Raw genomic sequence first — 11731 nt, 5'->3', positions numbered from 1 at the left:
CCTAGGCGCGCAGCAGGGCCATAGTGGTGGCCGCGGTGTGCCTCAGCAATTCGACGACTTCGGGCACCTTGATGCCGGTGGTGGTGACCACCGACGGCGGGTGCAGCCAGCTGATCTCGAAGGTGGTCCAGCCGTCCCGAATGGCCAGGGTGACGCCGGTGTTCTGCGCGTGCTCGGTCTCCTTGCGCACGAGATAGGCCTCGTCGCCGATCCCGTCGAGCTTGCTGACCCGATCGTCCTCGGCGAGTTCGGCCTGCGTCCAGGTCTCGAACCGGGCGGTGAACTCGGGCGCCGGATCGGCGCGCTTGTGCACGGCCGCGTTCACCTGGAGCGTGGTGTCGTCGGCGCGCTCGCTCGGTCCGGGCGGAGCGAGACGGATCGTGCAGCTCATCGTGTCCAGGGCGGGGTGCAGGCGGGTTTGATGCAGGGGGTAGCGCAGGGTCGCCGAACTGGATGGCGCCAGCACGAATCCGGCGTGCAGATAGGGCGCGGTGTCGGTGATCGCACAGAGATTGTCGACGTAGTGATAGCCGCGCAGGTCCGGCTCCGGCGCCACGGGATGGCTGTCGGACACGCCGAGCACCGCGACGACCACGAGCGTCGAGACCCCGGCCAGCGCGCCGAGGGTCCAGAACCGGCCTCGGTTGCCGCCCGGCGGTTTCCAGCGGCGCAGCGGTCGCGGCGGCACCCGCCCGTCCGGGTACGGCCGCATCGCACCGATCGGCGTCAACGGTTCGTGCAGCCATCCGGCGTTGCTGAGGCTAGGAGGCCTCTGACCAGCCGGTCCCATCATGGGGCGAAAGTATCACCTCGGCGCGAGCGTCGCCCGGCGTTCGAGTCAGGCCGGATCCGCGCGCAACCCGGTGGCGGCGGCGGTGCGACCGCAGGTGTCCGCGCGCTCGGCCAGCCGGGTGCGCAGGGGACCGGGGATTTCCGCGCGCACCTCGATCAGTCCCTGCCACACCACATCTGGGGTGTCCGGGGTCAGTGCGGCGAGGAACTCGTCGAGATCGTCCATCCCGTCGATGATTTCGAGCACCCGCGCCCGGCCCGCGGGATCCTGGGCCAGCGCGATATCGACCAGGGTGTCGATGTTCTCGCTGCGCGCGGCGACGAGCACCGCGGCCAGCAGCTGATCCCGGCTGAGCTCGCCGATGCACGACGCGAGGATGGGCGTCGCGGACTCGGGCAGCGCGTCCACCAAAGGCAGTGCCTGCGACCAGAGTTCGTGTTCGGCGGTGGTGCTGATCACCGCCCGCAGCACGTCGGGGTTCCGCATGATGGGCAAGCCGGCCATGCGGCGGCGATCGGTGTCGGTCATCGCCAGCGCGATCGGCAGCATGGAATTCCACAGGCCCGCCGTATCCGCCTGCGCGACAAGCTCACCCAATTCCGCGTCGGACTTGTCCGCCAGCCGGGCGGCCAGAATGGACAGCTGCGCCGGCTGCAGGTGCACCACGAGCGGCAGCAGATCGAGCCAGAAGCCCTTGTTCAGCGCGGCATTCATGATCGAGGCGAGCACCGATTCCTCCTGTACCGCGGGCCGTTCGGCGAACGCGCGCAGACTGTCCGCGTTCATCGCGCTGGTCACCGGCAGCAGCGAGTCCCAGGCGTCGAGGGCGCGGACCGCCTCGATGAGGCCGTCGAGCACCTCGCCGCCGAGCCCGGCCGCGATATCGCCCAGGGCGGCGCGGTTTTCGTGGCCGACGCTGTCGAGCAGGTCGATGCCCTCGGCCCAGAGATCTTCGTCGTGCGCGGTGCGGATGACCCCGGCGAGCCGGTCGGTGACCAGCGCCATCAGCCGGTCCAGCGCGGACTTGTCCTCCATGAGGAAGCCGACGCGCAACAGGTCCGCGTCGCCGAGCACCGGCACCGCGGCCCGCATCGATTCCTCCGGGACGACGCCGACGAAACGACTCATCGTCACATGATCGTTCCGGCGCAACAGCTCTCGCGCCACCTCGACGACCAGCTTCGCGGGGACCGCGGCGATGATGCCGGCGGTGCGGCGCGGGTCGAGCTGGATCGCGGTCTCGGCGAGGAACCGGGCAGGCAGCGCCTTCGCGATGTCGACCGCGCGGGACGGGTCGACGGAACCGGCGACGGCCGCGCACAGCACCGGGCCGAACGCGCGCTCGGCCGCCTTGGCGCTGATGGTCGTCGGCACCAATTTCGTCGCCGCGGCAACGCGTTTCATCCGCGCGGCGTCGCGGTCGAACAGCAGATCGGTGGCGCGCTCGCGGAAGCTCCGAATCGCCTCCGGCGAAAGGCCATTGAGGAAGCCGAGCGCGTCCGGGTCGGAGATCTCCAGCAGGCGAGCGAGTTTGGTGGTCTCGGCCCGGGCCATCAGTTGTGTGCTCACAGCCCCAGCGCTCGTTTCACCGTCGGTCGCATCAGCCGGGGGATGAGCTGGAGCGAGGATTCGACCGCCGCGCCGAGCCGTTCGCCGCGGGCGGTCACGGCGTGGCGGAGCAGGCGGTCGAGTTCGGCGAGATCGGCGTCGGTGAGCCGGTCGAATTCGTCGGGCAGGGGTGCGCCGAGGGTGCGGATCAGCGGCTGGGCTGCGTCCGGCATGGGATCTCCGTATCGGTGTCGGGGAAGTGCGGTCAGCTGCTGCGCGGGGTGATCGCGGCGTGGTCGGCGCGCATGTCGTCGACGAAGTTGGCGATCGCCTCGGCGACCAGCAGCGGCTCGGTGACCGGCAGCCAGTGGTCAGCCGGTACGGCACAGCGCCACAGCCGGTCCACCCAGCGCGTGGAGGTGTCGTAGATGGCGGCGGGCACGAACGGGTCGGTGGAGTCGACGAGCAACTGGACCGGCACCGCGGTGCGCCGAACCCGCGGCTTGCGCAGATGGTGCAGCAGGTTGGCCTGCGCGATCCGGCCGCCGGCGAGCAGATCGGTGCGCCAGGTGCGCGCGATCCGCGCGGGCACGGGCGAGAGGCCGCCGAGTCGTTCCACGACCAGCGTGCGCACCCGGGGCGGATAGAGCCTGCGCGCCACCGGAATCGGGCGCAGCGTCGCGCGCACTCCGCTCAGCCACCAGCCGAGATCGCCCGCGCGCAGCTTGGCGTGCGGCGCGACCGCCCGCAACCACAGGCCGAGATGGTCGAGGTTCGGGCCGGAAATCGCGGTGAACGAGGCGATCCTGGTGTTCGCCCGTGGATCGCAGACCGCCTCCCACAGTTGCACCGCGCCCCAGCCGTGCCCGCAGGTGTGCACCGGGCGCTTCGGGCTCGCCGCGTCGATCACCGCGAAGAAGTCGGCGGCGAGCCGGTCGAGCCGGAAGTCCGTGAGCAGCGCGGGGGAGGCCGAACGGCCGTGGCCGCGCACGTCGTAGGTGATCACCCGGAAGCCGTCGGACAGCAGCGCGGCGACCGTGGCCCACACGCGATGGGTGTCGGTGAGGCCGTGCACCAGGACCAGGGGTGCGGCGGCGGGGTTGCCCCATTCGTAGACGGCGAGTTCGGTGCCGTCGGCGGTCACCGTCCACTGCCGATCTGGGCGGGGCGTATCGGTGTCGAGCTGGTTGGTCATGTTGCCTCGTTCGGGTGCGGGCTGCCTGGCGGTCACGCGATGGTCGGCGGGCACTCGGGACTGCCTGCGAAGTGCTGGAGCGCTCGACCCGTACCGGTAGTACGTTTTCCGATACTGACAGTACGAAGAAATCGTCGAATGCGGGAGGGCTAGCAGCAGACTATGGCGTAGCTCACGGCCATATCCGTACCAACGGTACGTGTATGCTGCGGTCGTGCCTCGTCCCAGCGTCCGTTCGACGACCTTCCGCGCGGAGATCGTCGACGCCGCGATCCGGGTGATCGACAGGGACGGACCGCGGCCGAGCATGGACGATATCGCCCGCGAGGCCGGCATCACCAAGCCCCGCCTGTATCGGCAGTTTGCCGACAAGGCCGACCTCTACACCGAGATCGGCAACCGGATGGCCAAGGCCGCCGCGGCCGCCGCGGGCAACGATCTGACGCTCATGCTGCAACCGCCGCGGATCGCGCTGCGCCGGGTGCTCACCGGATACGCCGACAGTATTCTGCAGCATCCCAACGTTTTTCGCTTCCTGGGCCAGGCGCAGGTGACCCAGCAGTCCGACGGAACGGTGTTGCAGTTCGACCTGGGCCGGGCCGCGTCGGATCGGTTCGCCAGGCAGGCCCGCGATATCGCCGAGTCCATCCCGATCGACACCGCGGGCATCGACTACCTGTCCCGCGCGGTGGTCGGCGTGGTCGTCTCGATCACCGACCTGTGGCTGGCCGACAGTTCGGTCCCGCAGCCGGCCCGCACCGCCGAGTTCATCGATCAGGCCACCGAGTTCGTCTGGGGTCTCATCGACGGGTTCCTGCGCAGGCAGGGCATCTCGGCCGATCCGGAGACGCCGATCTTCACCTCACTGGCCGCCGTCAATCAGGCGCAACAACCCGCGAGCTGACCGCTGCCAGGGCTTATCGCGCCCGGTGATTCGACGCGTGTCCATCTTGTTGACACTCTGCCAATAGTGCGACAATCTGATGGCGAGGACCGGCGGGGACGCCGGGAGAGAGCTGCGAGCAAAGGATTCGATGATGGCACGCGCCGCATGGAGTGACGACGAGGTCGAGGCGGTCCGCGACCTGGCGAAGGCGTTCTTCGAGAAGGAGGTGGTCCCGCACGAGGAGAAGTTCGTCGCGCAAGGCCACCCCGATCGCGCGCTGTACAACCGGGCGGGCGAACTCGGCCTGCTGTGCACCGCGATACCGACCGAGTTCGGTGGTGGCGGCGGCACTTTCGCGCACGAGGCGGCGATCATCGAGGAGCAGTCCCGGGCCGGCGACGGCTCGATGGGCATGCCGGTGCACAGCTCGATCATCGCGCCGTACCTGAAGGAATTCGGTTCCGCGGAACTCAAGCAGCGCGTGCTGCCCAAGGCGGCCGGCGGCGAGATGGTCCTGTCCATCGGCATGACCGAACCAGGCACCGGCTCCGATCTGCAGAACATCAAGACCCGCGCGATCCGCGAGGGCGACGAGTACGTCATCACCGGCTCGAAGATCTTCATCACCAACGGCTGGCTCTGCGACGGCATCATCATCGCCGCCAAGACCGACCCGGACAAGGGCGCGTCCGGCGTCTCGCTGATCTTCGCCGAGGTCTCCGACGACACCCCGGGCTTCAAGCGCGGCCGCATCCTGAACAAGATCGGTGGCAAGGCCCAGGACACCGCGGAGCTGTTCTTCGACGGACTGCGGGTGCCCGCCTCGAACCTGCTCGGTGCGGCCGAGGGCCAGGGTTTCTATCAGATGATGCAGATGCTCGCCCAGGAACGCCTGGTCACCGGCATCATCGCGGTGGCCATGATGGAACAGGCCGTGCAGCTGACCATCGACTACACCAAGGGCCGCGAGGCCTTCGGCAAGCCGCTGTTCGCCATGCAGAACACCAAGTTCGAGCTGGCCGAGTGCGCCACCATCGCGAAGATCAGCCGCACGTTCCTCGACGACTGCATCGTCAAGCACCTGCGCGGCGAGCTGGACATTCCCACAGCGGCGATGTCGAAATACTGGCTCACCGACCAACTGGGTATCGTGGTTGACCGCTGCCTGCAACTGTTCGGCGGCTACGGCTACATGACGGAGTATCCGATTTCGCAGCTTTATACCGGCGCCCGCGTCCTGCGCATCCTCGCGGGTAGCAACGAGGTGATGAAGGATCTCATTGCCCGGTCTCTCTGATACGACGAGCGAACCCGCCGCCCGCCGGGAATCCGGCGATGCCGGGCCGGGCTCCTCCGCCCCGGCGCCGGCCGGCCCGGTGGTGCGGCGTCGCCGGCTCGAACCCGACGAGCGGCGGGCGCAGATCCTCGCGTGCGCGATCGACATGTTCGGCGAGCGCCCGTACGCGGCCGTCTCCACCGCCGAGCTGGCCCAGCGCGCCGGCGTGGCTCGCGGGCTGATCAACCACTACTTCGGCAACAAGCGCGACCTGTACCTGGCGGTGGTGCGCCGGATGGTCACCCTGCCGAAGCTCGACGACATGATCGTGCCCACCGGCACCGAGCGCGAGCGGGTGGACGCGAGCGTGCACTGGCTGCTGGACACCATCGCCGAGCACGGCAGCACCTGGGTGAAGGTGACCAGCCACGAGGGCGTCGGCAACGACCCCGAGGTGCAGCAGATCCTCGATCAGGCCGACGACGCGGCCGCCGAACGGCTGCTGCTGATGGTCGGGCTCGCCGATTCGGCACGCAGTGCGGCATTGCGCGCGATGGTCCGCGCGTACGGCGGTCTGGTGAAAGTGGCCGGGCGCGAATGGATCACCCGCGGCACGCTGACCCGGCCGCAGGTGCACGAGCTGCTCGCCGACATGCTGATGACGCTGGTCACCGAGTCGCTGCCGAAGGTGGACCGCCACACCTGAGCGTGGCGGTCCGTGCGCATCAGGTGAGCGCGTCCGGTGTGGTGTCGCCCGGTTCCATGCTGTAGCGCACCGGTCGCCGGTGGCCCGGCGCATGGCCGCGCCTGCCATAGGTCCGCTCGATCACTTCCTCGCGCCGATGTTCGACCACCAGCGCGCCCAGGCCGAGAATCCAGAGCACGGCGGTGATGATCGCGCCGGTCTGGGTCCACTCGCTGATGCCGTAACCCGCGGCGGTGAGCGTGCAGGCCAGTGCGACGATGCCGAGCGCGCACAGAATGAGGCCGGGAACGTTGTAGTTGTCGCCGAGCAGATCGCCGGCCTGAGCGTGCCAAGGACGATTTTCCCGGTCCTCGGGGTCGGTGCTACCGAACATGGTTCCTCCTGAGAGTCCGCACAAGATCAGTGACACTTTCCGATCAGCATGAACCTCCGGCGGGGAAAACGGCTAGTAATTGGACGTTTCAGATGATGTCGCGCCGTTTCGCCCCTATTGTTGGTCGGGATATCGGGGCGGGTCCGGGCAGTCCGAGGTTCCTGCACGGTGATGTGGTGTGGAGAGGGACCTGGCATGGCACGGGCGGATCGCCGTGAAAGTGAACGTTGGCCTGCGGCGCAGCCGGACGATCGGTGGCCCGCCGCGGGCGAAGAGGAACAGTGGATCGAACCGGAGCCCGACGAACGCTGGCCGGAACCCGCGCCGAGCCGGCGCCGCACCGGCCGGCTGCGGGTGGAGATTCCGCCGATCGTCAATCCGTACGCGATTGTCGCGCTGGTCGCGGCCTTGGTCGGATTGTTCCCGGTCGCCATCGTTTTCGGGTTCATCGCGTTCTCCCATCCGCGCGGCCGGGTGATGGCGATGTTCGCGCTGCTGATCGGGGTCGCGGAGGTGACGGCGCTGGCCGGGCTGGTGGTGGTGTCGGGAAACATGTTGCCCGACTCGCTGACTCACGCGGACCGGACTTCGGCGAGTCTCACGGCGCAGCCGACCGTGGCCCAGGTACCCCAGGCGACCGTTCCGGCGGCGCCCAGCGCGGTGGTGACCACGACGGCGAGCCCGTCGACGAGTCAGAGCAACCTGAAAAAGGGTGCGGCGTGCACCGAGGGGCAGGTCGGGCAGATCGGCACCGCCGCGGACGGGACCACGCTCATCTGCCTGCTCAGTTCCGGCAACTACCAGTGGGCGGGCCCGTACACCGTGTCCACCGTAGTCCAGCAGCCCGGCGCGAAATGCGATGGGAGCGCGGCGAAAACCGGCCGCACCGCGGACGGTCGCGCGCTGGTCTGCGAGAGCGCGGGCCGCAGCGGCACCTGGGTGTTATGGACCGAGTAGCGCGCTACTCCTCTTTCTTGGCTCGACTCGGCTGAACGCGCGGCGGTTCGTTCGGCATCTTCGGATATTGCGGCGGCCACGGCGCGTCCATCAGCCCGGCGGCCATATCGCGTTCCGACATCTCCAGCAGCGGCGCGATCGACTGCGGCGTGCGATCGGCCCACGGATCACCCCGCTCGGCCAGCCGGGCGGGCACGGTGGCGATGGTCAGTTCGTCCGGCGCCACGGTGTCCAATTCCGACCAGTCGATCGGCGTGGACACCTGTGCGCCGACCTTCGGGCGCACACACCACGCGCCGAAAACCGTTTTGTGCGGTGCGTTTTGGTTGAAGTCGACGAACACGCGGTTGCCGCGCTCCTCCTTCCACCACTGCGCGGTGATCTCCTCGGGATGCCGGCGTTCCAGTTCCCTGGCCAGCGCGACGGACGCGGCCCGCACCTGGTAGCCGTCCCAGTTCGGTTCCAGCGCAACGTAAATGTGCAGACCGCGGGAACCCGACGTCTTGATCCTGGACTCGATGCCCAACTCGGCGAACAGCTCTCGGGTGAGCACGGCCGCGTGCTTGAGGTCGTCGAAGGTGATGCCGGGGGAGGGATCGAGGTCGATGCGCAGCTCGTCGGCGATCTTCAGGTTGTCCGCCCGGTTCGGCCACACGTGAAAACCCAAGCAGCCCTGGTTGACTGCCCACAGGATGTGCGCGAGATCGTGCGCGACCAGCGCGTCCGCGGTGGTGCCGTTCGGCGTGGACACCTCGACGGTGTGCAGCCAGTCCGGTGCGGATTTCGGCACCCGCTTCTGAAACCAGGACTTTCCGGAAGCGCCGTCGGGATAACGTTCCAACAGCAGTGGCCTGCCGCCGACCACATTCAGGAACGGTTCGGCGACCGCCTGGTAGTAATGCACCAGATCGAGTTTCGTGTCGCCGCGCTTGGTGAAATACACCTTGTCGGGATTGCTGATGGCGACGGTGCGCCCGTCCACCTCGATTTCGACCGAAGGACTCACTTCGCCTCACTGAAGATCGCGCTCAATTCCGCGGGCGGCGCCTCGTCGAGCTGAGCATAGGTACACGATTCCGGCGTGCGGTCGGTGCGGAAGCGGACCAGCCTGCCGCCGTGGCGCAGCCGCCCGGACTGCACGTGCTCGTAGCGCACCTCCGCGACCAGCTCGGTGCGCAGCGCCTCCCAGGACAGGTCCTTGCCGCCGGTCCAGCGGCTGACCCCGCCCGGCATCTTGCCGTCGGCCCTGGCCTGCGCCGCGGCGTCGGCCCATTCGCGCCACGGATGGTTGTCCAGGGCGTGCTCGCGCAGCGGGGCCAGTTCGTCGACCAGTTCCTTGCGCCGGGCCGCGGTGAAGCTGCTGGCGACGCCCACGTGGTGCAGGCTGCCCTCGTCGTCGAACAGCCCGAGCAGCAGCGAGCCGACGCCCTCGCCGTCCTTGTGCCAGCGGAATCCGGCGACCACACAGTCGGCGGTGCGTTCGTGTTTGACCTTGAGCATGACCCGCTTGTCCTGGAGATACGCCAGGTCGTCGGCCTTGACCATTACGCCGTCGAAGCCGGCGCCCTCGAACCGGGTGAACCAATCCTCGGCGACCGCGGGATCGCGGGTGAGCGGGGTGAGATGCACGCGGGCGAGCTCGGTGTCCAGGATGGTCTCCAGCAGCCGCCTGCGCTCGGCGAACGGTTCCTCGGTCAAGTCCTGGTCGCCGAGGGCGAGCAGATCGAAGGCGACGAAGCTGGCCGGCGTCTCCACGGCCAGCTTGTTCACCCGGGAGGCGGCCGGGTGCAGCCGGTTCTGCAAGGTGTCGAAGTCCAGGCCCTGGTCGGTGACGATGACGATCTCGCCGTCCACCACGCACCGCTGCGGCAGCGCCTGCTTCAGCAGCTCGGCGACCTCGGGAAAGTACCTGGTCAACGGCCGGTCGTTGCGCGAGCCGAGCTCCACCTCGTCTCCGTCGCGGAAGACGACGCAGCGGAATCCGTCCCACTTGGGCTCGTAGCTCAGCCCGGCCTCGTGTGGCACCCCGGACGTGGTTTTGGCCAGCATCGGTTTGACGGGTGGCATCACCGGTAGGTCCACGCGATCCTCCTCGGAGTCGGTTCTCACCGGTACCGACGGCATGACCACGCAGAACTCATCGGTACTCGCCGATGATCGTAAGCGCCGCATCCGACAACATCGCGGATGCGGCGCGACGAGGAGCGCTCAGGCGTCCAGCCAGCCGTGTTGCTCGGCGAAGACGGTGAGCCGGTCGCGGATGGTGAGGATCTCGCCCGCGGTGAGCGCCGGGCTCGCGTCCAGGAGTAGCTCGGTGATCAGGCGCTTGTGTTCGGCGGCGGTCAGCTGGCCGGAGTTCGACCGATGCTTGGACTTGTGCGGGGCCGGCGGCGGACCGGGCTGGCCACCGACCACGCTCAGATTCACCGCCTTGGGCCCGCGATCGCCCTCCGTCATGTCGAATTCGAACACCCTGCCCTGGCGCAACTCGTCTTCATCCAGGCCGATGTCGTTGACGTGCACGAATACGTCCGGCCCGCCGTCCTCCGGTCGAATGAACCCGAATCCCCGAGAGCTGTCGAACGACACCAATTTCCCGATGGACACCAACACCCGCTCCTCGCCGCGCCGTCGCTACCCGGTCACCTTAGCCCGCGTTATCGTTGTCGTTGGACGAAAGCGCCTTTTGCAGTGAATTGAAAACGGTGAGGCCCTGACCGACCATTCCGTTGACGAGTTCGCTCACTCCGTCGGGGCCGTTGAGCACGGTCAGATTCGCGCCCGACAGTCCGTGCGAGGCCTGCTTGACGATTTCCGGAAGTTGTTCGATCAACAACTGGTCCAACGCGATCCGGTTGTTGGACGCGGCCGCGGCGGCCTGAATCCTGGTCCGGTCGGCCTCGGCCTCGGCCAGGATGCGCACCCGTTCCGCTTCTGCCTGAGCGGGTTTCACCACTTCGGTCTGCAACTGCTGCTCGCGCAGCTCCGCGGTTTTGCGGGCCTGCTCGGCCTGCGCGGTCAGCACCTCCTGCAACGCCATCGCCTCGGCGAGCGGACCCGCCTGTGCCGCTTCGGCATTCGCCTTGTCGATGTCGCGCTGATACTGCGCGCGCAGGATCGCGGTTTCGCGCTGGTACTCCGCCTGCCTGCGCAGCGACTCCTGCTCGGCCTGCGCGGACAGCTGCGCCGCCTGCGACTGCGCGATCTGCGCGTCGCGCTGCACGGTCGCGTTGTGCGGCGCGGCGAGCGCCTGGATGTAGCCGAGGTTGCCGTCGTCGATGGACTGGATCTGGAAGGAATCCACCCACAGCCCGATATTGCCCATCTCCACCTTCGAGGCGACCAGCACCTCGTCGGCCAGCTTCTGGCGTTCCCGGATGATCTCCTCGACCGTCATCGAGCCGACGATCGAGCGCAGGTGACCGGAGAAGATGCGGCCGGTGAGCACCGACATCTCCCGTTCCTGCTCGGACAGGAAGCGTTGCGCGGCATTGACGATCGAGGTGGTGTCGTTGGCGACCTTGAACGCGATCACCGCGCGGACCTCGAGCTGAATGGCCTGCTTGGTGACGCAGCGCTCCTTGATCTCGGCCTCGAACATGGCCAGCGACAGGTAGCTGACCTTGCGGAACAGCGGGACCACCCAGCTGCCGCGCCCGATCACCACCTTGAACGGCGCGTTGTCCTTGCTCTTGGCGCCGCTGATCAGCATCGCCTCGTCCGGGTCGGGTACGTGATAACCCAGCACGGTTGTCTCCCTTACTGTTTCAAATGGATTCGGCCGGAGTCGGCGGCAGTGCGATCCATGGCACCACGTCGGCGATGCGCCCCGGATCGACGCCGATGACCAGCACCGTTGTCCCTGCCGGAATCGCTTCGACGGCACGTGCGATATACAGCTCCGTCCCCCCTCGAATCGCCACCAGGACCTCCCCGAGCATCCCCGCTCCTCGGATCGGCGATGTGAGCGTACCTGTCAAACCGACCACAGGGTCGC

General features: G+C 68.1%; 14 protein-coding genes. 4 read left to right on the top strand and 10 right to left on the bottom strand.

Translation table 11 applies throughout. The annotated features are described in order from the left end of the window. Nucleotide 1 precedes the first annotated feature (1 nt). From ACFYO1_RS16470 to ACFYO1_RS16455, 4 genes are all read right to left on the bottom strand, one after another. On the bottom strand, nucleotides 2–712 hold the full coding sequence (locus tag ACFYO1_RS16470; protein WP_387231267.1) for a hypothetical protein: 711 nt from the start codon (nucleotides 710–712) through the stop codon (nucleotides 2–4). A gap of 126 nt (nucleotides 713–838) precedes the next feature. Then, nucleotides 839–2362 carry a hypothetical protein gene (locus ACFYO1_RS16465; protein WP_387231265.1) on the bottom strand — a complete coding sequence of 508 codons (1524 nt, stop codon included), beginning with the start codon at nucleotides 2360–2362 and terminating at the stop codon, nucleotides 839–841. Continuing rightward, nucleotides 2359–2574, bottom strand: coding sequence for a hypothetical protein (locus ACFYO1_RS16460; protein ID WP_387231264.1), 216 nt, complete (start codon nucleotides 2572–2574; stop codon nucleotides 2359–2361). The genes ACFYO1_RS16465 and ACFYO1_RS16460 overlap by 4 nt, the downstream gene beginning before the upstream one ends. A gap of 32 nt (nucleotides 2575–2606) precedes the next feature. Beyond that, nucleotides 2607–3536, bottom strand: a complete 930-nt coding sequence (locus ACFYO1_RS16455) for an alpha/beta fold hydrolase (RefSeq protein WP_387231262.1) — start codon at nucleotides 3534–3536, stop codon at nucleotides 2607–2609. 214 nt (nucleotides 3537–3750) lie between these two features. Here ACFYO1_RS16455 and ACFYO1_RS16450 point away from each other — a divergent pair, with 214 nt between their 5' ends. The 3 genes from ACFYO1_RS16450 to ACFYO1_RS16440 all read left to right on the top strand — a co-directional run bounded on the left by ACFYO1_RS16450 (nucleotide 3751) and on the right by ACFYO1_RS16440 (nucleotide 6404). Beyond that, nucleotides 3751–4440 carry a TetR/AcrR family transcriptional regulator gene (locus ACFYO1_RS16450; protein WP_387231260.1) on the top strand — a complete coding sequence of 230 codons (690 nt, stop codon included), beginning with the start codon at nucleotides 3751–3753 and terminating at the stop codon, nucleotides 4438–4440. Between the two features lie 133 nt (nucleotides 4441–4573). Next, nucleotides 4574–5719: an acyl-CoA dehydrogenase family protein gene (locus tag ACFYO1_RS16445; protein ID WP_387231258.1), complete on the top strand. Its 1146-nt coding sequence runs from the start codon at nucleotides 4574–4576 to the stop codon at nucleotides 5717–5719. Beyond that, on the top strand, nucleotides 5703–6404 hold the full coding sequence (locus tag ACFYO1_RS16440) for a TetR/AcrR family transcriptional regulator (protein ID WP_387231256.1): 702 nt from the start codon (nucleotides 5703–5705) through the stop codon (nucleotides 6402–6404). The genes ACFYO1_RS16445 and ACFYO1_RS16440 overlap by 17 nt, the downstream gene beginning before the upstream one ends. Nucleotides 6405–6423: 19 nt before the next feature. Here the strand turns inward: ACFYO1_RS16440 and ACFYO1_RS16435 are convergent, their stop codons facing one another. Further along, nucleotides 6424–6777 carry a hypothetical protein gene (locus ACFYO1_RS16435; RefSeq protein WP_387231254.1) on the bottom strand — a complete coding sequence of 118 codons (354 nt, stop codon included), beginning with the start codon at nucleotides 6775–6777 and terminating at the stop codon, nucleotides 6424–6426. Between the two features lie 195 nt (nucleotides 6778–6972). On the opposite strand from ACFYO1_RS16435, the gene ACFYO1_RS16430 reads away from it, so the two are divergent. Continuing rightward, nucleotides 6973–7734: a DUF4190 domain-containing protein gene (locus ACFYO1_RS16430; protein ID WP_387231253.1), complete on the top strand. Its 762-nt coding sequence runs from the start codon at nucleotides 6973–6975 to the stop codon at nucleotides 7732–7734. Between the two features lie 4 nt (nucleotides 7735–7738). On the opposite strand, the gene ligD is transcribed toward ACFYO1_RS16430, so the two are convergent. The 5 genes from ligD to ACFYO1_RS16405 all read right to left on the bottom strand — a co-directional run bounded on the left by ligD (nucleotide 7739) and on the right by ACFYO1_RS16405 (nucleotide 11675). Continuing rightward, entirely contained in the window at nucleotides 7739–8740 is a 1002-nt protein-coding gene (gene ligD / locus ACFYO1_RS16425) for a non-homologous end-joining DNA ligase (RefSeq protein WP_387231251.1), read from the bottom strand. Then, nucleotides 8737–9816 carry an ATP-dependent DNA ligase gene (locus ACFYO1_RS16420; RefSeq protein WP_387231249.1) on the bottom strand — a complete coding sequence of 360 codons (1080 nt, stop codon included), beginning with the start codon at nucleotides 9814–9816 and terminating at the stop codon, nucleotides 8737–8739. Before ACFYO1_RS16420 ends, ligD begins: the two co-directional genes overlap by 4 nt. 126 nt (nucleotides 9817–9942) lie before the next feature. Beyond that, nucleotides 9943–10347: a cold-shock protein gene (locus ACFYO1_RS16415; RefSeq protein WP_387231247.1), complete on the bottom strand. Its 405-nt coding sequence runs from the start codon at nucleotides 10345–10347 to the stop codon at nucleotides 9943–9945. 34 nt (nucleotides 10348–10381) lie between these two features. Next, nucleotides 10382–11482, bottom strand: coding sequence for an SPFH domain-containing protein (locus tag ACFYO1_RS16410; RefSeq protein ID WP_387231245.1), 1101 nt, complete (start codon nucleotides 11480–11482; stop codon nucleotides 10382–10384). A 19-nt stretch (nucleotides 11483–11501) separates the two neighbouring features. Further along, nucleotides 11502–11675, bottom strand: a complete 174-nt coding sequence (locus tag ACFYO1_RS16405) for a hypothetical protein (RefSeq protein ID WP_387231243.1) — start codon at nucleotides 11673–11675, stop codon at nucleotides 11502–11504. Nucleotides 11676–11731 lie beyond the last annotated feature (56 nt).

The organism is Nocardia sp. NPDC006044 (genome assembly GCF_042871115.1).
In the GTDB taxonomy this organism is placed as follows: Bacteria; Actinomycetota; Actinomycetes; order Mycobacteriales; family Mycobacteriaceae; genus Nocardia.
The sequence above is the reverse complement of the archived record's forward strand: the minus strand, read 5'-3'. Positions and strand labels throughout refer to the sequence as shown.